The sequence below is a fragment of the Cutibacterium acnes genome (assembly GCF_003030305.1).
GTDB lineage: Bacteria > Actinomycetota > Actinomycetes > Propionibacteriales > Propionibacteriaceae > Cutibacterium > Cutibacterium acnes.
Map to the genome: position 1 here is coordinate 1181109 of NZ_CP023676.1, position 24795 is coordinate 1205903.

24 protein-coding genes are annotated in these 24795 nt (G+C 59.9%); 15 read left to right on the top strand and 9 right to left on the bottom strand.

Annotation, left to right across the window (positions count from 1 at the left end; all coding sequences use genetic code 11):
• Nucleotides 1–142: 142 nt before the first annotated feature.
• The 6 genes from CPA42_RS05950 to glgX form a co-directional block, all read right to left on the bottom strand.
• Nucleotides 143–937 carry an NUDIX hydrolase gene (locus CPA42_RS05950; RefSeq protein ID WP_002514996.1) on the bottom strand — a complete coding sequence of 265 codons (795 nt, stop codon included), beginning with the start codon at nucleotides 935–937 and terminating at the stop codon, nucleotides 143–145.
• 23 nt (nucleotides 938–960) lie between these two features.
• A complete protein-coding gene (glgB, locus tag CPA42_RS05955) occupies nucleotides 961–2895 on the bottom strand; it encodes a 1,4-alpha-glucan branching protein GlgB (RefSeq protein ID WP_002515006.1) in 1935 nt (644 codons plus the stop codon).
• 78 nt (nucleotides 2896–2973) lie between these two features.
• A complete protein-coding gene (locus CPA42_RS05960; protein WP_002515002.1) occupies nucleotides 2974–4272 on the bottom strand; it encodes a phosphotransferase in 1299 nt (432 codons plus the stop codon).
• Complete coding sequence (gene treS / locus CPA42_RS05965) at nucleotides 4269–6041, bottom strand: maltose alpha-D-glucosyltransferase (RefSeq protein ID WP_002515000.1); 1773 nt, start codon at nucleotides 6039–6041, stop codon at nucleotides 4269–4271. Before treS ends, CPA42_RS05960 begins: the two co-directional genes overlap by 4 nt.
• A complete protein-coding gene (locus CPA42_RS05970; protein ID WP_014598517.1) occupies nucleotides 6038–8164 on the bottom strand; it encodes an alpha-1,4-glucan--maltose-1-phosphate maltosyltransferase in 2127 nt (708 codons plus the stop codon). Before CPA42_RS05970 ends, treS begins: the two co-directional genes overlap by 4 nt.
• 251 nt (nucleotides 8165–8415) lie before the next feature.
• Nucleotides 8416–10536, bottom strand: coding sequence for a glycogen debranching protein GlgX (gene glgX / locus CPA42_RS05975; RefSeq protein ID WP_002518969.1), 2121 nt, complete (start codon nucleotides 10534–10536; stop codon nucleotides 8416–8418).
• Nucleotides 10537–10626: 90 nt separating this feature from the next.
• Between glgX and CPA42_RS05980 the strand changes: the two genes are divergently transcribed.
• From CPA42_RS05980 to CPA42_RS05995, 4 genes are all read left to right on the top strand, one after another.
• Complete coding sequence (locus tag CPA42_RS05980) at nucleotides 10627–11832, top strand: cysteine desulfurase family protein (RefSeq protein ID WP_002518968.1); 1206 nt, start codon at nucleotides 10627–10629, stop codon at nucleotides 11830–11832.
• 89 nt (nucleotides 11833–11921) lie between these two features.
• Nucleotides 11922–13022 (top strand): tRNA 2-thiouridine(34) synthase MnmA, encoded by a 1101-nt coding sequence (gene mnmA / locus CPA42_RS05985; RefSeq protein ID WP_002516625.1) that lies wholly within the window; start codon nucleotides 11922–11924, stop codon nucleotides 13020–13022.
• Entirely contained in the window at nucleotides 13019–14005 is a 987-nt protein-coding gene (locus CPA42_RS05990) for a methionine synthase (RefSeq protein WP_002516605.1), read from the top strand. The genes mnmA and CPA42_RS05990 overlap by 4 nt, the downstream gene beginning before the upstream one ends.
• A 10-nt stretch (nucleotides 14006–14015) precedes the next feature.
• Complete coding sequence (locus CPA42_RS05995) at nucleotides 14016–14228, top strand: hypothetical protein (protein ID WP_002516608.1); 213 nt, start codon at nucleotides 14016–14018, stop codon at nucleotides 14226–14228.
• Between the two features lie 25 nt (nucleotides 14229–14253).
• Here the strand turns inward: CPA42_RS05995 and CPA42_RS06000 are convergent, their stop codons facing one another.
• Both CPA42_RS06000 and CPA42_RS06005 read right to left on the bottom strand, forming a co-directional pair.
• A complete protein-coding gene (locus CPA42_RS06000; protein WP_002516602.1) occupies nucleotides 14254–14766 on the bottom strand; it encodes a hypothetical protein in 513 nt (170 codons plus the stop codon).
• Nucleotides 14767–14772: 6 nt separating this feature from the next.
• Nucleotides 14773–15384, bottom strand: coding sequence for an ACT domain-containing protein (locus CPA42_RS06005; protein WP_002516610.1), 612 nt, complete (start codon nucleotides 15382–15384; stop codon nucleotides 14773–14775).
• Nucleotides 15385–15525: 141 nt separating this feature from the next.
• Here CPA42_RS06005 and gatC point away from each other — a divergent pair, with 141 nt between their 5' ends.
• Genes gatC through gatB form a run of 3 tightly spaced genes read left to right on the top strand, consistent with a single transcriptional unit; the run spans nucleotide 15526 to nucleotide 18841 of the window.
• Nucleotides 15526–15849, top strand: a complete 324-nt coding sequence (gene gatC / locus CPA42_RS06010; protein ID WP_002520513.1) for an Asp-tRNA(Asn)/Glu-tRNA(Gln) amidotransferase subunit GatC — start codon at nucleotides 15526–15528, stop codon at nucleotides 15847–15849.
• Nucleotides 15846–17351, top strand: a complete 1506-nt coding sequence (gene gatA / locus CPA42_RS06015; RefSeq protein ID WP_002516620.1) for an Asp-tRNA(Asn)/Glu-tRNA(Gln) amidotransferase subunit GatA — start codon at nucleotides 15846–15848, stop codon at nucleotides 17349–17351. The genes gatC and gatA overlap by 4 nt, the downstream gene beginning before the upstream one ends.
• A complete protein-coding gene (gene gatB / locus CPA42_RS06020; RefSeq protein ID WP_002516598.1) occupies nucleotides 17348–18841 on the top strand; it encodes an Asp-tRNA(Asn)/Glu-tRNA(Gln) amidotransferase subunit GatB in 1494 nt (497 codons plus the stop codon). The genes gatA and gatB overlap by 4 nt, the downstream gene beginning before the upstream one ends.
• Before the next feature lie 22 nt (nucleotides 18842–18863).
• On the opposite strand, the gene CPA42_RS06025 is transcribed toward gatB, so the two are convergent.
• Nucleotides 18864–19499, bottom strand: coding sequence for a TIGR03085 family metal-binding protein (locus tag CPA42_RS06025; protein ID WP_002516615.1), 636 nt, complete (start codon nucleotides 19497–19499; stop codon nucleotides 18864–18866).
• 88 nt (nucleotides 19500–19587) lie between these two features.
• Between CPA42_RS06025 and hisI the strand changes: the two genes are divergently transcribed.
• The 8 genes from hisI (at nucleotide 19588) to lgt (ending at nucleotide 24709) form a co-directional block, all read left to right on the top strand.
• Nucleotides 19588–19965 carry a phosphoribosyl-AMP cyclohydrolase gene (gene hisI / locus CPA42_RS06030; RefSeq protein ID WP_002520514.1) on the top strand — a complete coding sequence of 126 codons (378 nt, stop codon included), beginning with the start codon at nucleotides 19588–19590 and terminating at the stop codon, nucleotides 19963–19965.
• Entirely contained in the window at nucleotides 19962–20279 is a 318-nt protein-coding gene (locus tag CPA42_RS06035) for a hypothetical protein (protein ID WP_002516611.1), read from the top strand. The genes hisI and CPA42_RS06035 overlap by 4 nt, the downstream gene beginning before the upstream one ends.
• Nucleotides 20280–20326: 47 nt before the next feature.
• Nucleotides 20327–20965: a Trp biosynthesis-associated membrane protein gene (locus tag CPA42_RS06040; protein WP_002518963.1), complete on the top strand. Its 639-nt coding sequence runs from the start codon at nucleotides 20327–20329 to the stop codon at nucleotides 20963–20965.
• A 113-nt stretch (nucleotides 20966–21078) separates the two neighbouring features.
• Nucleotides 21079–21294, top strand: a complete 216-nt coding sequence (locus CPA42_RS06045) for an HGxxPAAW family protein (RefSeq protein ID WP_002516587.1) — start codon at nucleotides 21079–21081, stop codon at nucleotides 21292–21294.
• Entirely contained in the window at nucleotides 21295–22095 is an 801-nt protein-coding gene (gene trpC / locus CPA42_RS06050) for an indole-3-glycerol phosphate synthase TrpC (RefSeq protein WP_002516614.1), read from the top strand. It begins immediately after the preceding gene.
• Nucleotides 22096–22107: 12 nt separating this feature from the next.
• The gene (trpB, locus tag CPA42_RS06055; protein WP_024513559.1) at nucleotides 22108–23379 is read left to right on the top strand and encodes a tryptophan synthase subunit beta; all 1272 of its coding nucleotides are present in this window, start codon (nucleotides 22108–22110) and stop codon (nucleotides 23377–23379) included.
• Nucleotides 23376–23873: a tryptophan synthase subunit alpha gene (locus CPA42_RS06060; protein ID WP_002516612.1), complete on the top strand. Its 498-nt coding sequence runs from the start codon at nucleotides 23376–23378 to the stop codon at nucleotides 23871–23873. The genes trpB and CPA42_RS06060 overlap by 4 nt, the downstream gene beginning before the upstream one ends.
• Complete coding sequence (gene lgt, locus CPA42_RS06065; RefSeq protein ID WP_002516596.1) at nucleotides 23870–24709, top strand: prolipoprotein diacylglyceryl transferase; 840 nt, start codon at nucleotides 23870–23872, stop codon at nucleotides 24707–24709. Before CPA42_RS06060 ends, lgt begins: the two co-directional genes overlap by 4 nt.
• Nucleotides 24710–24795 lie beyond the last annotated feature (86 nt).

Below are 24795 nucleotides of genomic sequence, written 5' to 3' on the forward strand. Positions count from 1 at the left end.
CTCCTGGGAGTTGTGAGATAGCGTAATGTATACGTCGCAAACATTATCGAGCGCGTCGCTGTGCTGAGACTGCCGCGCGGATTCTCGGGGGGCACAGTCGAGGCTCCCCGGGGCAGGAGGGTCGAACCTTCTAACGCGGGCCTCACACAGGGAATCCGTTTTCTGTGGCGCGAGGCATGCAATCGGACAAGATGGCCTCGATGCGTCGGGCCGACAGTGCGGTCACGTGATCGGGTATCAGCTGCGGCTCGACCCAATGCAGGCGACTGATTTCCGAGTCGGCTGGGTGCATGACCTTGACGAGGCTTGGCTCGGCTACACCAGCGTCATAGATGAACTCGATAGCGTCAGACCATCCCAACGCCGGAGGCATCCAGTCGATGAGACTCGGCGTGCCCGGAATGTCAAGGGGGGTTCCTAACTCCTCCCGGCATTCCCGGACGGCTCCGGCATGCGGGGATTCTATAGGTTCGACGACGCCCCCGGGCAGTTCCCAATCCGGCTTATATGTCGTCTCGCACATGAGCACCCGCCCGGCATCATCACGGAGGAGGACGTGGGAGATGACCCGTTTGGTGGGTAGAACAGAATCGAGCATCCCGGTGTGGCCGGTGCGGGTATAGATCTCGTCGGTTGCCAGTCGGGAATAGATGTATTCGTCGATCCAGCCGTTTTCACGCACGCGCGCCTGGCGCAGCCGACCCTCGCGACGATACCCAGCATGGTGCAAGGCGTGGATGACCTCATCGTCATCGACGGCCACCCGTGCCTCGAGACGACGCACGTCGTGCCCGATGATGGCGTCGTCGGACGCCAGCGAGATAGCGCGTGTCAAACCCTCCGGATATGGCGGATCATCAAGGAGTAGCCGACCGGAGTCATCTACCACCTCGACCTGGATTCTGAAATCCTCGGAACCGGATTCGTCATCGACCACGAATTATTCCTCCTGTGGCACGGTCATTGCACGCCCGGATCGCCGGGCAGGGCAGCGGTTGCTGACGGATTGTGACGTAGCCACACCGATCCCATCGGCGGAACGCACACTGTGGCAACCGCACGGAGACGATCGGGAGCTGGCAGTGGGGCGGCTACGATTTGGCCGAGATTGCCGAACTCGCCGGTGCCGTCGTACTCCAGGGAATCGGTGTTGAGGATCTCGGTCCACACCCCTTCCATCGGTAGGTCGATACGATAGTCGGTCTGCGGATTGGGAGAGAAGTTCGTGAAGCAGGCAATCGTCGATCCATCATCGGAACGGCGTAACCAGGAGAACAGGTTGTTACCGGCATCGTCGGCGTTGATCCACTCGAATCCGCGCGGATCGCTGTCGAGCTGCCACAATGCGGGGTTTTCTTTGTAAATCTTGTTAAGGTCGCGGAAGAGGCGTTTGAGACCGCCGTGTCCCCACAGGTCGGCGACAAACCACTCAAGGCTTACCGACTCGTCGAACTCGTGGCGCTGACCAAATTCCTGACCCATGAACACCAGCTGTTTGCCGGGAAAAGACCACATGTAGGAGTAGAAGGCTCGCAGGGACGCGAACTGTTGCCAGTCGTCACCGGGAATCTTGGTGATCATGGATCCCTTGCCATGCACGACCTCGTCGTGGCTAATCGGCAAGATGAAGTTCTCTGAGTATTGGTAGACCATGGCAAAGGTCATCTCGCCATGGTGGTACTGGCGGTGGAATGGGTTGAGCTCCAGATATCGCAGCGAGTCGTTCATCCAGCCCATATTCCACTTGAACCCGAACCCCAGCCCACCGTCGTCGACCGGCTTGGTGACGCCGGGGAAACTAGTGGACTCCTCAGCGATCATGAGGATGCCGGGGTGGCGCGAATACAAGTGAGAGTTGACATAGCGCAAGAAGTCAATGGCCTCTAGGTTCTCCCGGCCGCCATACTTGTTGGGCACCCACTGGCCCTCTTCGCGAGAGTAGTCCAAGTAGAGCATCGAGGCGACGGCGTCAACGCGCAGTCCGTCGGCGTGGAATTCGCTAATCCAGTACAGCGCGCTTGAGACGAGGAAAGATTTCACCTCGTTACGACCGTAGTTGAAGATGTAGGTTCCCCAGTCCTTGTGTTCGCCCTGGCGTGGATCGGCGTGTTCGTAAAGCGCGGTGCCGTCGAAGCGCCCCAGGGCCCAGTCGTCCTTGGGAAAGTGGCCGGGAACCCAATCCATGATGACTCCGATGCCGGCCTGATGTAGCTTATCGATGAGGTAACGCAGGTCGTCGGGAGATCCGTAGCGGCTGGTGGGAGAGAAGTACCCGGTGACCTGGTATCCCCAGGAGGGAGCGAATGGGTGTTCAGCCAATGGCATGAACTCCACATGGGTATAGCCCTGCCAAGTGACATAGCTCACCAGCTGGTCAGCCAACTCTCGGTAGCTCAGCCCGTGACGCCATCCGCCCAAATGGACCTCGTAGACGCTCATCGGTTCGGCGTGAGCGCGGGAGGCCTCGCGGCGGGCGATCCACTCATCGTCATTCCATTCGTAGTGGGTTTCGGTGACGATGGAAGCATTCTGAGGAGCTTGCTCTGAATAACGGGCCATTGGGTCAACCTTTTCGTGCCAGGTACCCCACTGGTCCTGAATGCGGAACTTATAGAGGGTTCCCTCGTCGACTCCTTCGACGAAGGTGCCCCAGACTCCGGACCCCGGGATGAGGCGCATACGGTCACCAGTCCACCAGTTGAAGTCAGAGATGACCTCAACCGCCTGGGCATTTGGGGCCCACACAGCGAAGCGGGTGCCGGTGATGGGACCGCGCTCATCGTCGTCGATAGTGACGACATGGGACCCGAGCCTCTTCCACACCTCCGTGTCCCCACCAGAGTGGAACCCCTCGAGGTCCCAACCGGTGAGTCCTCCGAACTCATCGTGAGCCATGTCGTCCTCCTGGCATGTCGTTGGTGTGGCCGTCAGTTCGATAATCCAACGGGAATCCGTGGGTGAGTTTGAGCATCGTCAATCCTGCCCCATTGCTCGAATAGCCGACAGTGGAATGTCTACCCATGTCGGTCGGTTAAGGGTTTCATAGACGATTTCGTAACTAGCTTTGTCAGCCTCGTAGGCGGCCAGCACGTCCTGTTCAGCGGTATTCGGCCAGCCATAGCCCGTCAGGAATGCCTCGCTGGCACGGCGCGCCCAGGTAAGAGTCTGCGGCGCCGTCGGCCTGGCATGAGCTGAGGTGGCGTAGGACAACGACCTCATCATCCCGGCAACATCGCGCCAGCGGGAGTCTGGTAGCCGTCGCTCGGCGAGGGGTTTGAGGGGTTCCCCCTCGAAGTCGATGATCCGCCAGCCGCCAGGTGTCAGTAGAGTTTGGCCGAGGTGAAAGTCCCCGTGGATTCGCTGGGCGGCGAGGTGGCGTCCGCGCAGCTTCTCAAACCGGGCAGTCAGCGTGCCCCGGTAGCGAGCCAGCGCTGGCGCTGTGACAACAGCAGCGTCAAGGCGGCGCACCATATCGTCGGCGACGCGCGACCCGTCGATTTCGACAGTGCTAAAAGTATGCCGCAGTGCCTCGTGAATGGTGCGTAAGCACTGTCCCAGACCGGCTAAGAGGTCGGTGACGTCGACGAGATCGACTGCCTTGGCAGTGATGAGTTCCCAGCCATCCCGGGGCTGCGGCAACCTCTCAATGATCATAGCTAGATCGACCGGGATGTGTTCCTCAGCGGGGATCTGTCCGGACATAAAACCGTACAATGTGGCCACCGATGAGATCCCGGCATCGTTGAGGGCGTTATGCACGGTAATGTCAAGGTTGTCGCCGGGCTCCAGGCGGCGGAACATTTTGATGATGATGGCGTCGCCCACCATGAACGAGGTGTTCGATTGCTCACCACCGAAGCGCTTAACGAACCGAACCGGCTCAGGGGCCGCTCGACGGCGATGCAGCTGCCACGATCCATCCATGGCGATAGGAGTTCCCTCAAGGAGGATACGAGCCCAAGCAGTGAGAGCTAGTTCATCCTCAGTGGCGTCAGTGACGGTAAAAGGTTGACCGTTGGCGACGATCTCCGCCAGGCCAGCAACGCGTCCTGGGCGTAATGCTAAAAGCAACTGGTAATACTCGTCGGCCGCCTGCGGATAACCGACATGTGCGATGACAGGGAGCACTTGCAGATCTTGCTCGTTGACGACGGGAGCCAACGGCAGCAGCCTAGTCAGGGAACCACACCGGCCCTTACCTGAGAACCATCGGGCTCCACTGATGTGGTCCCAGACGCGTTCCCGTACGGTGGCGTCGTCCCAAACGGTCATGACCTCTCCTCGCGGGACACTTGCAGCCATCGATAGCCATATGGCCACAACGGTACGGACAGTGTTCCGTCAGCTTTTACTGGTTGCGCGTCCTGACCATGGATGAGAGAAGAGCCCGTCATGCCCGCGAATTGTGGAAGGTGAAGGGCAACCATCCGCTCAGTATCGGAGAAGTTAGCCAGGCACAGGACCGTTTCGTGCTCGTTGTGACGCAGGAAGGACATCACCGCCATGTCCGGCCCGCCTAGATCGGTGAACTCGCCGGTCCCAAAGACGGGGTGGTGGCGGCGGATACCGAGCATGGCACGCGTCCACACCAGCAAGGAGGACGGGTCGTCCATCTGGCGGGCGACATTGACGTGCTCTGGATCGTGGCCAAAGGTGCGGATGAGAGGTAGATGAAAGTCCTCTGGAAGGGCAGTGGAAAAGCCAGCCGTCTCCGAGTCATCCCACTGCATCGGGGTACGCACCCCATCACGGTCAGGCAGCCAGGGATCGTCCCCCATGCCAATCTCGTCGTCGTAATACAGCACCGGAGAGCCGGGTAGGGACAGCAACATGGCGTTAAGTAGCCGGATCTTCGCATCGTCGTTATCGACAAGAGGGCTCAAGCGGCGACGAATGCCCAAGTTGCACCGCCACCGGGATTCAGGAGCATATTCCTCCCACATGTAGTGACGATCTTCTTCGGTCACCATTTCGAGGGTGAGTTCGTCGTGGTTGCGCAGGAAGGTCCCCCACTGGCAGCCGTCCGGGATGTGTGGAGTGTGAGCCAGGATCTCGCTAATGCATTCCCGTGAACCGCGACGCAGTCCCATGTACAGGCGTGGCATGACCGGAAAATGGAAGGCCATCTGGCATTCGTCACCGTTGCCAAAATACTCGACGACGTCGTCAGGCCACTGGTTAGCTTCACACAGCAGGATGCGGCCTGGGTATTCTTCATCGACCATGGCGCGCAGCTGCTTGAGGATCTTGTGAGTTCCTGGCAAGTTCTCGCAGTTCGTGCCCTCGGCCTCAATGAGGTACGGGACGGCGTCGAGTCGGAATCCGTCAATACCCAAGTCCATCCAGAAGCGGACGGCGTCGAGCATTTCCTCCATAACTCGAGGCTCTTCAAAGTTGAGATCGGGTTGGTGATGGAAGAATCGGTGCCAGTAGAACTGCTTACGCTGGGAATCCCAGGACCAATTCGAGTCCTCGGTATCGCAGAAGATGATACGAGCATCGGAGTAGGCCTCGTCAGTGTCCGACCATACGTAGTAGTTACCGTAAGGACCATCCGGATCGGCGCGTGAGGACTGGAACCACGGATGGGAATCCGAGGTGTGGTTCATGACGAAGTCGATGATGACGCGAAGGCCACGGTCATGGGCTGCGTCAAGGAAAACCTTAAAGTCCTCAATGGTGCCCAGCTCCTCACGGATCCAGCGATAGTCACGAATGTCGTAACCTCCGTCATGGAGAGGAGAGTCATAGAAGGGTGGTAACCATAGGCAATCCACCCCGAGCCATTGTAGGTAATCGAGTTTTCCCGTCAGCCCTTTAAAGTCGCCAATTCCGTCACCATTGGAGTCCTTAAAGGATCGCACCAGAACCTCATAGAAGACAGCGGTGCGGAACCATTCAGTCTCGGTGCGATCGATAGAACCGACCGGGTGGATCTCATCGAGTCTGGCCTGCAACTGGGCCGAGGTCAGCCCGAGAGCCCCGGTAGGAGCCAGGGTCTCAGGGATCTCCGCGGCGGGGGTGCAGGGGACATGGGTCATGAGGTGGTCTTTCGCACATGCAGGATATGGGCGGGCTGAGCGGGGTAGAGCCTGACGAAGGCTTGCTGGCCCCACGTGAAATCGGCTCCAGTGAGCTCATCGTGGACGGTGAACGTGTCGTCATTACCGAAGCCGAGGGCAGCCATATCGAGCATGATCTGAGACTCAATACCCCATACCGGATCCAAGGAGGTAACAACGATCACAACGTCATTTCCCGCTTTCTTGGAGAACACGAAGACGTTGTCGTGTGGGGCGTGATGGATCGTAGTGTCACGCAGTTGCTGCAACGCCGGGTGAGCCCGACGGATCTCGTTGAGGCGAGTGACGAGCAGCGTGATGTTCGGCTCGGAATCGTAATCGCGGGGCCGGTACTCGTACTTCTCGGAGTGGGCGTACTCCTCGCGTCCGGGCAGCGGCTCGTGCTCGCAAATCTCAAATCCGGAGTACATGCCCCACGACGGGCTCATCGTCGCGGCTAGGATCGCGCGGATAGCGAAGCCGGCCGGATTGCCGTCATTGAGATAGATAGGGTTGATGTCTGGGGTATTGACGAAAAAGTTTGGACGGTAGAAGTGCGAGGTCTGGTGGGAGACCTCGTCGAGGTACGCTTCGAGCTCCCACTTGGTGGTGCGCCAGGTGAAATAGGAGTAACCCTGTTGGAAACCCACCTTGCCGAGGGCAGCCATCATCTCGGGACGGGTGAAGGCCTCTGCCAGGAAGATGACCTCGGGGTGACGACGATGAACCTGTTCCATGAGCCAGGCCCAGAAATTCAGGGGCTTGGTATGTGGATTATCGACGCGGAAAATCGTCACGCCGTGGGAGATCCATAACTCCAGCAGCCGCAAGCATTCCTGGTAGATACCGTCAGGGTCATTGTCGAAGTTGATCGGGTAGATGTCCTGATACTTTTTGGGTGGATTTTCTGCATAGGCGATGGTGCCATCAACGCGGGTCGTGAACCACTCCGGGTGCTGGTGTACCCACGGGTGGTCTGGGGAGGCCTGCAAGGCAAAATCTAGGGCCACCTCCATGCCTAGGTCATGAGCGTGGGCCACGAAACGGTCGAGGTCGTCGAAGGTGCCTAGGTCGGGGTGAATGGTGTCATGGCCGCCATCAGACGATCCGATGGCCCACGGCGATCCCGGATCGTCCGGACCTGGGGTCAGGGTGTTGTCCTTGCCCTTGCGGAAGGCTGTGCCAATGGGATGGATCGGCGGCAGGTAGACGACGTCGAATCCCATCGCAGCGGCGGCGTCCAGGCGCTCCCAGGAGGTGTCGAAAGTACCTGAAACCCAGTGACCGTCCGCATCGACATAAGCACCCTGAGAGCGCGGGAAAAACTCGTACCAGGACCCGTAGAGGGCCCGACGTCTCTCCACCCGCAGCGGGGCCGGGAGTGTGGGCGAGGTCAACAGCCGCGGGGCATGGACTCGCATGGCCTCGCAGAACGCGTAGGTGTTGATGACCTGTTGTAGCGAGTCGGGGGCACGGTCAAGGGTTAGGTTGGCATCGGTCTCGCGCAGAGCCGTGATCGCGTCAGTATCCCCGGATTGCTCGGCGTGCCGGACCGCCTCGTTTATGAGGGCATGGCCTTCGGCGCACACCAGTTCGACGTCGATGGCAGCGGCGAGCTTGGCATTGGCATTGTGATGCCACGTGCCCCAGGTGTCTGACCAGCCTTCAACGTGCATAGTCCAGTCGCCTTCGATGTCAGCGGAGACTCGGGCTTTCCAGATGTCTAGTCCCCAGGGCTCGACCTGGTGCATGTCAGTGAGGTGACGGTTGCCCTCGGGATCGGTGAGAACGACACTAGCCCCGACGGCGTCGTGGCCTTCGCGGAACACATTCGCGGTGACCTCGAATTCCTCATTGACGACCGAGTAGATCGGCAGGTGGCCACTTTCGACCTCGGGACGGACGTTGTGTACAGGGATACGTCCAAATCCGCGTAGCGGGGGATATCCAGGAGAATCAATGGCGCTCGTGGCAGTGAAAAGAGCATTATTGCCAAAGGCATGCTCGGCAGCACGACGCGGTGCTGGAAATTCCGGCGGTACGGGTGATGGTTCAGGAGCAGGGGCTGACTTAGGGGAGTCGGCGGGGGAGGCAGGAGCCATCGGTTTGGGTGACGGTTCTGGGGCCGAAGGAGTGACCTGCACCTCCTCGTCGTCGGAGCCATTCTCGTCGTGACGGCGGTCTCGCCTATTGATCCTCCACACAAGTCACAGGCTACCGTGGCCCGTTTCGACGCGTCATGATTCAAGCCAGCGTCAATCTTGGATTGATCCGACTCTTCACAGGAGGAAGAAGTGCCTCTGACCATTGGATGAGGGACCCACAGCGGCGAGATCGGCGGGTGAAGGCGCGCTCACCCGCCAAGTGTGCGCTTGGCGCGTAACGGTGCAGTCAGGCCGAAAGGGGAGGCTTGCATGACGACGACGCATCTGCTCGGCAGAGTAACCGATAGTCCTGCTGGTACGGCTTCGTCGGGAATCTCCCCAGGCAGAGCTGTTGAGGCCACAACGTGCCACGATTCGCCCCATCGAACGCTCGGCAAGATGATCTCGATCGGGCGGTCACCGGCGTGAAACCAGATGAGGAAGGCCTCATTGTCGTCACTGGTGTACATACCGAGGGTGCGTCGGCTTTCGTCATGCCAGTCGTTGTTTACCATTTCCCCGCCGTGGCCGGAGAACCACGCTAGATCAGCACGGCGCGGGTACGAATCGTTCGCGTCCCCGACCGGATCGTGATGACGATACCTTGATGGACGAAGAGCGGGGTGCTCGCGACGCAGTGCCGTAATTATCTTGACGAGGTCGGTCACATCGGACCATGCTTCGGCATCCTCCCAATCTATCCACGAGATAGGGGAATCCTGGCAGTATGCATTGTTATTGCCCTGCTGGGTGCGTCCCATTTCGTCACCGGCGGTGATCATTGGTACACCGGTAGCTAATAGCAAAGTAGCGACCAGGTTGCGCACCTGACGATGCCGCAACATGACGATGGACTGATCGGTAGTCTCGCCCTCCCAACCACAGTTCCAGGCCCGGTTGTCATTAGACCCGTCGTGGTTATCCTCGCCGTTGCCTTGGTTATGCTTCATGTTGTAGGTGACCAGGTCACGCATCGTGAAGCCGTCGTGAGCGGTAATGAAGTTGACGCTGGAGGTCGGCTGACCATACAGGTCCGGTGACCCACAGAGCCTGGTTGCCAGCTCCTCGACTCCGCGAACGGCCCCACGCCAAAAGTCACGGACATAATTGCGGAAACGGTCGTTCCACTCGCTCCAATGTGGCCCCCAGGCACCTACCTGATAGCCATATGGGCCGAGGTCCCAGGGCTCAGCAATGTGCTTGACCTTGTTGAGAATCGGATCTTCGACCAGAGCTTGTTTAAATAGGTGGTTCTGATCGACCCCATGGGACTTATCGCGGATGAGGGTGGTGGCAAGGTCGTAACGGAACCCGTCAACACCCATCTCGGTGACCCAGTAGCGCAAAGAGTCGAGGACCATGGCGAGGACCTCCGGATGAGAGGTGTCCACAGAATTGCCACAGCCGGTAACGTCATAGTCATTGCGGTGATCGTTGGTGAGGCGGTAATAAGACTCGTGATCGATGCCGCGGAAAGACAGAGTCGGTCCTTCATGGCCGCCCTCACCAGTGTGGTTGTAGACGACATCGAGGAAAACCTCGATGCCGGCCTCGTGGAAAGACGTCACCATGTCCTTGAACTCGCGCACCTGGGTTCCCATCGAGCCGACGGAGCAGTAGGCAGCATGCGGCGCAAAGAAACCCAGGGTGTTGTAACCCCAGTAATTGGATAAGCCGCGCCCAACGATGAATGGCTCGGAGACGAACTGCTGGACGGGTAGTAGTTCGATGGCTGTTACTCCGATTGACTTGAGGTGTTCGATAACAGCCGGATAGGCAAGCCCGGCATAGGTGCCGCGCAGGTGTTCAGGAACGAGGGGGTGCAGGCGGGTGTAGCCCTTGACATGGGTCTCATAGATGACCGATTCGCTGATGTCGTGGCGGCGCGCAATAGGCGTAGGCGGGCCGGGATCGTCAATGACGACGGCGAGCGGGACCGACGTCGCATCGTCGGTCAGGTCAGGCTCGTAGTTGGATTCCGGCGTGTGGTCCATAATCGGGCCGTGATAATCGACTCCTGCCGTGATGGCCCTGGCATAAGGGTCGAGCAATAGCTTGGCAGGGTTGAACCTCATGCCGCGGTCAGGATCCCACGGCCCGTGGACTCGGTACCCATAGCGCTGACCGGCCTGGACGTCGGAGACCTCAACAGTCCAGACACCGTGCTCGTCCCTGGTCATGTCGTGGTTAACCTGTGACCCGTCATCCGCCACGAGGGCCAACTCGACACGCTCCGCGCGAGGCGCCCACAACCCAAAGCGGCAGCCGCCGTCAATGAGGGTCGAGCCCAAGGCGCTGGTGTCGAATGACGCCGTGTTGGTGTCGGTCACAATAGGGGCCTTTCGTCGGGGATAATGGCCGGAACATTAACGGGCTGACGTCACAGTTTAATCTGGTTGGTCGTAGCGTCCGTAAGGGCGATGATGCGCGCCTTCCACGTCTTGCTGTTGGGCAGTAGCGTCGAGGAGTCGCCAGGAAGGACAGGTATGTCGCAGCTGAAGCCCGGATCAGTACACCACGACCGCGCCTACTTCGACCATGCGGCAACATCCCCACTACGCCGCGAGGCACGTGAGGCAATGGCATGTACGGTACCGGGCAACCCTGGCGCCATTCACGGTTCAGGCCGTGCAGCGCGGGCACTTCTAGAGGATGCCCGCGAGGAGATCGCCAGCCTGCTAGGGGTCGGTCCGCTTGAGATTGTGTTCACCAGTGGAGGAACCGAGTCGGACATGCTTGCGGTGATGGGAGCTGTTCGCGACGGCCACGCGCTGGTGTCAGCAGTTGAACATCCAGCCGTCGGCGGTCTGGTCTCCCCGTGGCTTCTTGGCAAGCGATGTGAATTGCTACCGGTGAACCATGCCGGGCTTGTCGACCCGGATGAGGTGGGCGGACACTCCAGCAATCTTGACGTCGTTTCCGTCATGGCTGTCAACAACGAGACCGGAGCTTGCCAGCCCGTCTCGCGGGTCGCTGAGGCGGCCCACCAGGCTGGGGCGCTCATGCATACCGACGCCGTCCAGGCCCTTGGCCACATCCCTGTTGACCTCGACGGATGGGGGGTAGACCTCGCTTCCTTCTCCGCTCACAAGATTGGTGGGCCGGTTGGGATTGGAGCACTCTGGGTGAAACGGGGAGTCGAACTGCGCCCCGTTTCCCCAGGGGGAGGTCAGCAGTACGGCATGCGCTCGGGAACCCAGCCGGTGGCATTGGCCTGCGGCTTCGCCGCAGCTTTACGCGCCTGTGTCGATGAGTTCGACACCATGACGGCCCGGTGGCAGTCGTGGCGGCGGCGCGTCATCGCGTGGTGTCGTCAACAGCCTGAAGTAACTGTTGACGATGCGCCCATGACTAGCCCGTCGATCATTCACCTTAGTGTTGCTGGAGCCCGCGGGACTGATCTTGTCATGCTCGCTGACCGCGATGGCATTGACCTCTCCGCCGGTTCGGCCTGCCACGCTGGGGTATCGCGCCCCTCCCCAACAATGCTTGCCATGGGGAGAGACGACGATGCTGCGTCCTCGGGATTAAGAATTTCGATGGGATATACCACCACCGATGTCGATATCGATCGCTTGCTCGTCACCTTACCCGCAACGATACGCAAGGCAAGCGGAGCCCGGTAAGTGGGCGTCAACGCTTATCATTGAGGTTCCCCCTATGCGGGGGTCAGATCAAGCCGCCACAACACTACGTCACTGTGAGAGGACACACTGTGAAGGTTCTCGCCGCTATGTCGGGAGGAGTCGACTCCGCTGTCGCAGCAGCCCGTCTCGTCGAGGCTGGGCATGACGTCACTGGGGTTCACCTGGCCTTGTCACGCAACCCGCGCTCTCATCGTGAGGGATCGCGAGGGTGCTGCTCGCTGGAAGATTCCTTCGACGCGCGGCGCGCTGCGGACCGACTGGGAATCCCCTTTTATGTATGGGATTTTTCGGACCGTTTCGTTGCGGAAGTCATTGACCCCTTCATCGCCGAATACCGGGCCGGTCGCACCCCAAATCCCTGCCTGCGCTGCAACGAGAGGATCAAGTTCGCGGCCCTGCTAGAGCGTGGGCTGGACCTCGGATACGACGCTGTGGCGACCGGCCATTACGCCCGGACGAAGGTCGTTGACGGTGTGACGAAGCTCTATCGATCAGTTGATCCGGGGAAAGACCAGTCCTACGTATTGGCGGTCCTCAACCAGGACCAGCTGTCTCACTCGCTATTCCCCCTCGGGAATTCCCTTAAAATGAATGTACGTCAGGAAGCTACGGCGCTTGGATTATCTGTGGCTGATAAGCCTGATTCCAATGACATTTGCTTTATCCCTGATGGAGATACTCCCGGTTGGCTGTCAGAGAAAATCGGCTCGGCAGATGGTGAGATCCGTGACGAGTCCGGTGCCCTCGTCGGTCACCACAATGGCTATCACCATTTCACTATCGGCCAGCGGCGTGGTCTGCGATTGGGAGTTCCGGCTCCCGACGGCAAGCCGCGCTACGTCTTGGATATCGAGCCGGTTAACAACACCGTGGTCGTCGGAGGAGCGGAGGGGCTAACCGTGCATCATATTGAGGCCATCCGGCCGGTATGGTGTTCTAGCGAGCCTGTCGAGACCTGGCACGGTCAGGCCCAGGTCCGTGCCCACGGAGACCCGGTACCGGCCATAATTTCCGCAGTTCCCGGCGGGGTAGCCGTTGAATTAGAGGATTCTCTGCGTGGAGTCGCTCCCGGCCAGGCAGCCGTCTTTTACGACGGTGACCTTGTCGTCGGATCGGCCACCATCTGCGGTACCGACCGCGCTGGCGTAAAGGCGGAGCAAGCAGCGTGATTGCGACCGGAATTGGTTCCCTGCCAGGCACCGACATGCGCGGAAGTCTGGCGGCGATGGCGGAGACATTTGACCAGCTCATACCCTTGCCCGAGCTACCAGCACGTGGGGTAGGCGCCCACATGATTGGACGAGCAACGGCTGTGCTCGTCGACCTTCCAGTCGACCACGGTCCAGGGGGATGGCGGCTGGCTGATTCCACTGACCACGCTGCTCGATCGGCACGGTCCTGGTTGCGCAGCGACCTCGACGATCTCGAGGAAGTCCTGGCCGACAAGGAAGCCAGTGTCAAGCTCTCGTTCGCTGGGCCCCTCACCTTGGCGACCGGTCTGCACCTGAGAGCAGGGGAGTCAATCTTGGCCGACGGATCGGCGCTAGCAGACGTCACCACGAGCCTGGCTGAGGGAGTTAGTCAGCTTATAGCGGAACTGCGACGGCGGATGCCGAGGGTCACCTGGAGACTGCAGATTGACGAACCTTCAGCTCCCGCAGTCCTTTCCGGCGCGGTTCCCACCCAGTCTGGCTTGTATCGCTACCCAGCTATGGCAGGTTCGACAGCGGTTCAGCTGTGGCAGACCGTCGTGTCAGGCTGCGGAGAAGCTGAGGTGGGTATGCACTGTTGCGGAGCGCCGATACCGTGGGTATTGGCGAGGAAAGCGGGATTCTCGACGATGTGGTGCGAGGTGGCCTCGCTGCTCAACCTGGATCGGGTTGCTGGGTGGGTGGAATCTGGTGCGCGCCTTGGAATGGGGGTTGTCGACACCATGCAGGTAGATAAAGTACCTCTTGTTGATCGTCTTATTGACAGGGTGCTGTGGCTGGTCAGGCGTCTCGAGATTGATCCGGCTGTGTTGAAGTCTGGCATCCTGAGCCCAGCCTGCGGTCTGGCCGGCTGGTCGCGTCATGACGCTGCCGAGGTGTGCCGCACTGTCAAGCGAGCTGGCGACCTCGTTGACGAGCAGCTAGACCAGGCGAGCAGGTAGGGTTTCGACTGTGGGCTTCTTCACCAATCTCAATTTGGATGGCCAGACTCCGGTACGTACCCGGCCGCGCGTGGGTGAGGAGCAGTGGGCCCCGGCGGCAGTGCCTACGACGAAACGCAAAAAGGCCCAAAGGGTTCTCGCCCCCATTGCCTTTAGCGTCGCCCTTGCCGTATTAGTGGGAGTGGGGTATTACTTCTTCCGTATCATTGTCGTTGGTGGTTGACGTATCTTGTCAGACCCCTATTTATTCAGATAATGAAGTGGAACCCATACTGGGTTGCTAGGGCTAGCAAATAGCATCGTATAAAGAATCCAAGCGTCACCCACAAAGAAAACCACCAAAAATTCATCTTGGTCGTCGCGGCGTAAATGACAACGAGATACACTGGCGGGATCCCAGTGATGGCAGAAAAGAATAGCAGGGGCATTCCCCATCGTGGGGTCTCGACGATGTGCGCAGCCTGATCATTCCATCGTCGCAGCCGCCATCGCCAGGACCCCACCGCGACTGGCTTGGGTTCTTTGTGCTTGATCCACCGTGAGTTTGACCCTTTGCGGATGCCGACGAACATGACCTGCTTGCCAACCCCGTGGCCAAGAGCCAGGCCCAATGCCACCTCAAGGGGGCCTAATAATCGCGATCCCAGGGCTCCGACAATAAACAACTCGGAATTGAGAACCGGGACGAGACTTGACGCGACGCCAAAGGCGAAGGCCGAGAGGACCTGGTACCAAAACTGCCAGGTGAGATAGACCTCCATACGTCCTCAGTTGGCTAATGCGGCCATGTGCTGGAGTCGGTTGAGCTCGGAGGCCAGGAACCCCGGTCCACCTTGACGACCGACAACCAGGCAACGCCCTTGCGACAACGGAACAACAGCAATGATGGTATCTCCCCATCCAGGCATCCAGTCGGCTTCTAGCTCCGCAGTGTGGGTGCGGTCCATGGGGGCCAATCGCGCAATTCCCTCGGCAGTGAACTCGGGGGCGAGCGCGGTCGAAATAATGACCTGCTCGTCAACATCAAAAAGGGCCGCCCATTGGGTGTGGAAGACGACCGGAACAGCACCGCACAAGATCTCCGCGGAATGCTCGGGGTCCTCCGACATCCTATTAAGGGCTGCGATATCGGACTCAATGCTCCAATTCTCTGGATACCGGCTAAGCCATAGGACGTGCACTTCGTCAAGCATGCCGCAGGCCGACACCAGGGTGTCAGGCATCGTGGTGGGTGGTAAGGTCAAGATGAAGTCATCGATGACGTAGTCGGGGCCTTTTTCAACGATCTCGATAGCAGAGATGTCAGCATTGGCAGTGCCCATAGCGGTAGCCACCGAGCCCAGGGAACCCGGCGTGTCTGGCAGCTGAATACGAATCATGAGCACTCCCTCATTGTTGCGGGTTGGTCCGACGATCCCCAAACCGCAGCAATGTTTGGGCGGGTCACGGCCCGCATAGGAGTCGTTCTCGTGGCCACGTGCGCTCGTGGCTCTAGGATAGCTAAAGGGAATTCCCACCCCATGCCGTCAACCAGGAGATTCATCGTGGCCCTTACGCCGGATGACGTCGTCCGTTTGGCCGGCCTGGCACGCATCGATCTCACTGACGACGAGACCGCGTATCTTGCTCCGCAGCTGGACGCGATCCTCGACGCAGTAGCTGCAGTGTCAGGCGTCGCCACCGACGACGTGCCACCTACTTCGCACGCTTTGCTGCTGTCTAACGTCTTCCGCGAGGACGTCATCAAGGAGTCAATGTCCTCCCATGACGCTCTGGCCATGGCCCCGCGCAGTGAGAACCAACGTTTTCGCGTGCCTCGCATCCTGGACGAGGAGGCACAGTGAACGAGCTTCTGACGTTGACCGCCGCCGAGTTAGGCGAGCGGATTGCGGCCCGACAGATCTCTAGCGAAGAGGTCACCCAGGCGCATTTGGATCGCATTAGCGAGGTTGACGGCGACATCCATGCCTTCCTGCTCGTTGACCACGCTGGGGCTCTCGACGCTGCTCGTCGCATTGATGCCCGCATTGCAGATGGCGAGCATCTCGGTCCGCTGGCGGGGGTGCCGCTGGCTGTTAAGGATCTTTTCTGCACGAAAGGGATCGCCACTACAGCGTCCTCCCAGATGCTCGAAGGGTGGATCCCCCCGTACGACTCCACTATCGTCACCCGCTGTAAGGATGCCGGAATGGTGATCCTCGGCAAGACGAACCTTGATGAATTCGCTATGGGGTCGTCAACGGAAACTTCGGCCTTCGGGCCTACCCATAATCCCTGGGACCTTGAACGGGTACCGGGTGGTTCCGGTGGTGGTTCGGCGGCTAGCTTGGCTTCCTTCCAGGCCCCGTTGGCTTTGGGCACTGATACCGGTGGCTCGATCCGCCAGCCTGGAGCGGTGACCGGCACCGTCGGGATCAAGCCGACCTACGGTTCCACCTCCCGATACGGCGTCATCGCTATGGCTTCATCTTTGGATACTCCTGGGCCCTGCGCCCGTACCGTCCTTGACGCCGCGTTGCTCCATCAGGCCATTGCCGGTCACGACGCTATGGACCAGACCACGATTAATCAGCCCACCCCGGCGGTCGTTGAGGCTGCGCGGCAAACAGACGTTTCCGGCGTGCGCATTGGCGTCGTCACGGAGTTGAGCGGGCAGGGTTACGACCCCCAGGTCGAGGCCCGGTTCCACGAGGCTGTCGAGATGCTAATAGAGGCGGGGGCTGAGGTCGTTGAGGTCTCTTGCCCGAACTTTGACCTCGCCTTACCTGCTTATTACCTTATTCAGCCTGCCGAGGTGTCTAGCAACCTGGCTCGTTACGACGCCATGCGTTACGGCTTACGCGTCAATGACGACGGCGAGCATTCTGCCGAGCAGGTGATGCGAGCCACCCGCGGTGCTGGACTTGGGGCCGAGGCCAAGCGTCGCATCATCTTGGGTACCTATGCCTTGTCGGCTGGGTACTATGACGCCTACTACGGCTCGGCTCAGAAAGTCCGTACCCTCATCCAACGCGACTTCGAGAAAGCATGGCAGATGTGCGATGTGCTCGTGTCACCGGCCACGCCAACGACTGCTTTCCGGCTGGGTGAGCGTACTGCTGACCCGATGGCGATGTACCGCTCCGATCTATGCACGGTCCCGGCCAATATGGCCGGAAGTCCCGCAGGATCTTTCCCGATCGGTCTATCAGAGACCGACGGCATGCCCGTCGGCATGCAGGTGATGGCGCCAATCATGGCGGACGATCGAATCTACCGAGTTGGGGCCGCTCTAGAACGATTACTACATGAGAAGTGGGGCGCCCCGCTGCTAGCGAAGGCTCCCGAAGTGAGGGGAGAGCGATGACCGACGAGCTGTTGCCCTACGACGAAGTGATGGCCAATTATGAGCCGGTCGTCGGGCTGGAGGTACATGTCGAGCTGTCCACCGCGACCAAGATGTTCTGCGGATGCTCAACCGATACTGACAAGGATCCCAATACCAATGTTTGCCCGGTTTGCCTGGGTTTGCCCGGATCCATGCCGGCCATCAACGGTCATGCCGTCGAATCGGCCATTCGGATTGGTCTGGCTCTCAACTGTCACATTGCCCAATGGTGCCGCATGGCCCGGAAGAACTACTTCTACCCGGACATGACGAAGAATTATCAGACCTCCCAATACGACGAACCAATTTGCTATGACGGCTGGCTCGACGTCGAGGCCGATGGCGAGACCTTTCGCGTCGAGATCGAGCGTGCTCACATGGAGGAAGACGCTGGAAAATCCCTCCATGTCGGAGGTTCCGACGGGCGTATTTCCGGTGCTAGTCACTCCCTCATGGACTACAACCGGGCCGGTGTTCCCCTCATCGAGATCGTCACTAAACCGATCCGTGGGCTGGGAGCCAAAGCACCTCAAGTTGCGCGTGCCTATATGGCTCAGTTACGGGACATCATGATCGCTCTTGGGGTTTCCGAGGCCAGAATGGAGCGCGGCAACCTACGTTGCGACGCCAATGTCTCCCTCATGCCGCGTGGCAGCGAGACGTTAGGCACCCGTACCGAGACGAAGAACGTCAACTCGTTGCGCTCTGTGGAAGGAGCGCTGAGGTACGAAATTCAGCGTCAGGGATACCTGCTGTCTGAGGGACGCAAGGTCCGTCAGCAGACCCGAATGTGGCAAGAGGCCGGCGAATACACCATCGCCGGACGCGACAAGTCTGACGCCGAGGACTACCGCTATTTCCCCGAGCCAGATCTGGTGCCGATTGCACCGTCGCGGGAGTGGGTTGAGCAGCTGCGTGCCGAGTTGCCAGAGCTGCCAGCCGCCAAAAAGGCGCGTCTGTCGTCCCAATGGCAGTTCTCCGAAGCGGACATGACCTCGGCCGTCAACGCAGGTGCCCTTGACCTCCTCGAGGCGACAGTCGATGCCGGCTGCCAGCCCGCTGCGGCCCGTAAATGGTGGCTGACTGAGCTGTCGCGTCGCGCCAACGAGGCTGGTGTGGACTTGGCCGAGGTTGGTATGACGCCTTGTCAGGTCGCTCAGCTGCAAAAGCTCGTCGATGACGGCACGTTGACCGACAAACTAGCTCGTCAGGTGATTGACGGAGTGATTGCTGGTGAGGGGGACCCCCAGCAGGTTGTCGACGGTCGTGGCTTGGCTGTCGTCTCTGACGACGCGGCCTTGGGCTCCGCCGTTGACGATGTCATCGCCGCTAACCCGCAGATCGCGGAGAAGATCCGTGGTGGGAAGGTGCAGGCCGCTGGTGCCCTCATCGGTCAGATTATGAAGGTCATGAAGGGCCAGGCCGACGCCAAGCGGGTCAGGGAGCTCATCTTAGAGAAGCTGTCCTGACTCGTAATGCGCTCCGGCTAACTCACAGTGAGCGGTCGGAGCGCATGAACGCCGCGATCGTTGGGGGCTCGCCAAGCACATCCACCTGGGCCACCGATGTGCGTCCGGTGAGAAGCAGAATGACTTCCGAGGGCTTTCCGACCAGGGTGACGATGCGATCGCCGGGGTGGAGCGTGACAGGATCTGTTTGTCCAGTCATCTCGACGCGTACACCGACGGGAGAGCGGCGGGCGAGGGCCCGCCCGTATTTGCGAATGATGTCAGCCAACCGTAATTCGGTCCGATGACCGAGCTCTCGAGGACGCCAGTCGGGTTGGGCTCGCAGCAGATCCTCATGGCGGATGAAGTACTCCATGGAGTTAGCCGCGGAGTCGAGACCGGGGATGCGGAAGACCGAGAAGCGACCTGGACCGTGGGCGAACCGGGCCACGAGATTCTCGAAAGATCCTGAGGCTTCTAATCTGTCGGCGCGCGCCTGAGTGACGGCGTCAAAGACGTTGACGGCCATCCCGGGGACGGCAAGCGGGTCGTTCTCCCTTAACAGGAGGTGGGTCAGCAGATCTCGGGCCGTCCATCCCTTGCACAGTGTCGGGGCGTCGGGGCCGAGTCGTGACAGATCTGCGGCCAAGCCAGCTCGTTCGTCTTGGGCAATGGACATCCGGGTCCTCCTTCGGGCTATGGGTCCATCTTGCCAGTACCGGTCCGAAACGCGGCGTCGGTCCAAGGTGTCGGTGGTCCGGTGTTCAATGAGGCGCGTGCAGACTGAAGAACCAACCCTGGCCCCCGCAATCGCGGCAAGGTTGCGCCGTAATGACGCTGGGCTGGTGCCCGCCGTGGTGCAAGACGCTGCGACCGGGGACGTCCTCATGATGGCGTGGATGGATGACGTTGCTTTGGCCCGCACCTTAGCAACCCGACGGGCCACTTATTGGTCCCGTTCTCGTCAGGAGTACTGGGTCAAGGGGGAAACCTCTGGTCACACTCAGCATGTGTGTTCGGTGAGACTCGACTGTGACGGAGATACGCTCCTGCTGCGCGTCGACCAGGTCGATGGTGCCTGCCACACTGGTGATCACACCTGTTTTGATGCTGATGTTTTGCTAGCCGAGGAGGTCGAGTCATGATCGACGTCGCCTCTTCGCGTGAAGAGTTCGTGGCTCGTGCTGTCAATCACACGGTCGTGCCGGTGCGAACCGCGCTGGTGAGTGATGATGACACTCCTGTTGGGGCAATGACCTATTCCGTCGCCAGAATTCGACTGCGTGGTCGCACCGTGGCGCTTAAGGATCGGGTGAGGCATGTTCAGGCTGGTGCCGGAAGTGTGCTGGGTTTGGTTGGATCGCGCGACAACGCCGAATGCGAGAGCAAAGCTGTTGCGGTTATCCAGGTGGTTCAGAGCTCCGGATCGCTGTCCGCGCTGCGGGAGGATGAGCGGTGACGCCTCCGATCCCAAGTGGCTGGCGGGTCGTGCTCGGTGCTGTCCCAATGATGACGGCGGTCCTTGTCAGCGTGTCCTCGCGTCGTATCTGGCTCGAACGAGCCGGAATCGGTTTGACGGGGGCCGACGTTACGGGTGGACTGATGACGGCCACGGCGTTGATGCTCATCGTGACTGTGGCTTTTTTGTTTGTGGTGAGGACAATTGGTCGTCGCGTCACCGGTGTCCTGCAAGCTCTCGTAGGGATAGGGATCGTGGCCATCGTGGTTACCCATCGCACTGCCACAGCGCATCAATGGGCTGCTCAGGGCGTCGATGCAGGAGCTCCTCAGGTTCATGTCAGCGCATGGCCTTGGGTATGCCTCGTCGCTGGGGCATTGACGATACTGAGCGGAATTGGGCTAGCAGTGTTAGCAGACCGTTGGCCTAGTCGATCCGCTCGGCGCACAGGCGAGCTGACCGGTGACCCTCGGTCGGTCTGGGATGCCTTAGACAGGGGGGAGGATCCGACAGTCGGTGATGTTGTAGAGGTGCCAGCCGAGAAGGTCGAGTCAGCCCTCCCGCTGTCCCACAATGAGGCGTCATGTCCAGGATCATCGGAATCGACCGTTGACAAGTCGGTCCATAGCGACAGCAGCGGCTCACACAATGGTCAGCAAACCCGTATTGATGGTACATCAGGGTAGGATTTGTACTGGATTCACCGAGTTGCGGACGTCCATCCTCGACCAACTCGCGGGTGCACTCCGCATCTTTGACCAGCTGCGTGGAAAATCCGCGCCTGACCACCGGAGGGAACATGAGTGCTGATCGCGCCACCCGTCACTACCAGTACGGCGGGAGCCCCGCAAACTGGGCAGGTTCGATCGTCGCCCTCATCGGCTTCATCGTGGCTACCGTCGGTGCAATGGCCGGGCCAAGTTGGACTACCTGCATCATGGGTGCCGCCTTAGTTGTGCTGGGTGGAGTCGTCACCCTGGTGATGCGCGCTATGGGCTACGGCGGGGCTCGCTGAATGCCGCCCACTGTTACCGGAACGGTCCTTGACGGAATCATTTCCGGTGTTCTCGAAGATCTTCATGAGCGCCAACTCATGGTTACCTCGGACAATCTTCGTGAGGCCACTGAGCTCGTGGCCCCTGCTATCGATCCGATCCCGAGGCTGACAGCGCCTGGCCTGTCGGTTATCTCAGAAATCAAGCGGTCGAGCCCGTCAAACGGCCAGCTGGCTGCTATTCATGACCCTGCCGCACTGGCTGATCAGTACCGCTCCGGTGGAGCCGCTGCTATCAGCGTTCTGACTGAGGAGCGCCGATTTCAAGGATCCCTGGCCGACCTTGACGCGGTGCGTGCGAAAGTTGAGATCCCAGTACTCCGCAAGGATTTCGTTGTCGCGGAATACCAGGTGCTCGAAGCCCGTGCACACGGGGCAGACCTTATCCTCCTCATCGTTGCCGCGTTATCTGACGACGACTTGCAACGCCTATATGACCTTGCCATCGAGCTGGGCATGACCCCGCTAGTTGAAGTTCATACCCCTGAAGAGGTAAGTCGAGCTACAGCCCTTGGTGCCCGTGTGGTGGGTGTGAATGCGCGCAACCTCAAGACCCTCGAAGTCGATAAGACCATTTTCAGGGAACTCCTTGGTGAGCTGCCTGAAAACGTCGTTAAGGTGGCGGAATCCGGAATTCTTTGCGTGGACGAGGCCGTCGAGGTATATGACCTTGGTGCTGACGCGGTGTTGGTGGGGGAGATGCTGGTCCGCCACGGTGAACCAGCACAAGTATTGCGCAAGATCCACCGTGCCACCGTGTGACCCTGACATTCAATGGAAAGGACGATCATGTCCGCACGAGACTTGCCCGACGCTCGGGGACACTTCGACCGTTTCGGTGGCCGATTCGTTCCAGAAGCTCTCCAAGCTGCTCTTAGCCAGCTTACGGGGACCTTCGAGGCCGCGGTAACCGATCCTGACTTTCTCACTGAGCTGGAGGATCTGCGCCGGGAGTACGCCGGACGCCCCTCTCCGCTTACAGAGGCACCGCGATTTTCTCAATACATCTTTCAACAGACCGGTCATCGGGTGCGAGTCCTTCTGAAGCGCGAGGACCTGAACCACACCGGTTCTCACAAGATCAACAATGTGTTGGGCCAAGCCCTGCTGACTCGAAAGATGGGCAAGCGCCGTCTCATTGCGGAGACGGGAGCTGGACAGCATGGCGTGGCGACGGCAACCGTGGCCGCGATGATGGGCATGGAGTGCCGGATCTATATGGGCCAGATCGACACTGAGCGTCAGGCCCTCAATGTGGCTCGCATGCAGCTGTTGGGCGCCGAGGTCATTGCAGTGGAAGCCGGCTCGCGCACGTTGAAGGACGCCATGAACGAGGCCATGCGAGATTGGGTGGCCCATGTTGAGGACACCCACTACCTCATCGGTACCGCTTCTGGGCCACACCCGTTCCCTAAACTGGTGCGAGAGTTTCAGCGGGTCATTTCTGCGGAGGCCCGTCAGCAGTGCCTTGATCGGGTTGGACGCCTTCCCGACGCCATTTGTGCGTGTGTCGGTGGTGGGTCGAATGCCATCGGATCGTTCGCCGAGTTCATCGACGACCCCGAGGTTCGTCTCTACGGTTTCGAGGCGGGCGGTGACGGTGTCGAGACCGGTCGCCATGCAGCATCGATCACCAGGGGTTCCGTTGGTGTACTGCACGGCACTCGTACCTACATTCTGCAAGATCCGGACGGCCAGACGATGGAATCTCACTCCATATCGGCCGGCCTGGACTATCCCGGAGTTGGCCCCGAACATTCTTGGTTAGCGGCCCGGAAGCGTGCTACTTACCTCCCGGTCAACGACCGCGAGGCCATGGAGGCTCTACGTACCCTCACCCGCACCGAAGGCATCATGCCGGCCATTGAGTCGGCCCACGCTGTCGCCGGCGTTCTTAAGATCGCGAAAGACCTGCCTGCTCACGACGGCGAGCCGTCAGTGGTCATCGTCACGGTGTCGGGTCGCGGGGATAAAGATGTTGACACTGCCCTGAAGTGGTTTGCCATGGACGGCAGCGTCGACGCCACTACGGGAGGTATGGAATGACCGGTAGCGCCAGTGTCTACCTCAGGGCCCACCAAGAGAACCGCCCGGCCCTCGTCGGTTACTTCCCGGTGGGACACCCGTCAGTTCCTCACTCGATCGATGCTATGAAGGCACTGACTACGGGCACTACTGGGACCGGTGTCGACCTCGTCGTGATCGGAATGCCTTACTCCGACCCGATGATGGACGGCACCGTCATTCAGCACGTCACTACCGGGGCTCTAGAGCGCGGGGTACGCACTCGCGACACCCTATTGGCCACAGAGGCCGTGGCCGGGACCGGAACTCCGTGCGTGATTATGACCTATTGGAACCTTGTCGAGCACTACGGTGTCGACGCTTATGCTCGCGATCTGGCATCCGCGGGTGGCTCAGGGCTCACCACCCCCGATGAGGCTGAGGATCGGGGGGACTCAGTGACGGTAGGAATTGACCGGATGTGCGCCATCGTCGACGACCTGGCGGCCGGAGTACGGCGGGCGGAACGCCAGTGAGTCAGCTATCGATCCCTAGCCCATCAATCGAAGCGTTTCATCTTGGACCGCTAACCATCCACATCTACGCCCTATGCATCCTCGCGGGCATCGTCGTCGCCTATATCAGTGGTGGGCGTCGCTATCAGGCTCGTGGCGGTAAGCAGGAACAATTTGAAGAATTGTGCGCCCTGGCTGTCATTGCCGGAATTATTGGTGGACGGCTTTACCACGTCATTACCGACCATCAGCTGTACTTTGGCCCGGGTCGGACGTGGTACCACTGCTTCTTCATCTGGCAGGGTGGCCTAGGCATCTGGGGGGCCATTTCTCTAGGTGGTCTAGCGATCTGGCTATATTGCCGCCGCAAGGGCATTCGCTTCGCGTCCGTGGCAGATTCCCTTGCCCCGGGCATTCTGGCGGCCCAGGCGATCGGACGGTTGGGAAACTGGTTTAACCAGGAGCTTTTTGGCCGCCCGACGAGCCTGCCATGGGGTCTTGAGATCGACCTGAGTCATCGCCCAGCGGGATATCTTCAGTACGCGACCTTTCATCCCACCTTCCTCTATGAGCTGGTATGGAGCTTGGTTGGTGCTGTCTTTCTATTGTGGGTCGATCGGCGTTGGACGCTCGATCACGGTCGTCTGTTCACGCTGTACGTGGCGATCTACACTTTTGGTCGTTTTTGGGTGGAGCGGCTGCGCATCGATCCGGCCCATCACGTGGGACAATGGCGGCTCAATGACGTTACCGCTCTCGTCGTTTTTACGGGTGCGGTCGTCATACTGATCGTGCTGCAGCGCCGATACGGCAAGGGTGACGAGCACAGCTCTTGCCCAGCCCATAAAACTCGGTGATCTCGTCGTGATGAGTCCACGAATTGGACGTATGTATCAAGGCGCGGTCATTGTGTGACAATCTGTCTTCCGGTGCGTCTGCGTAC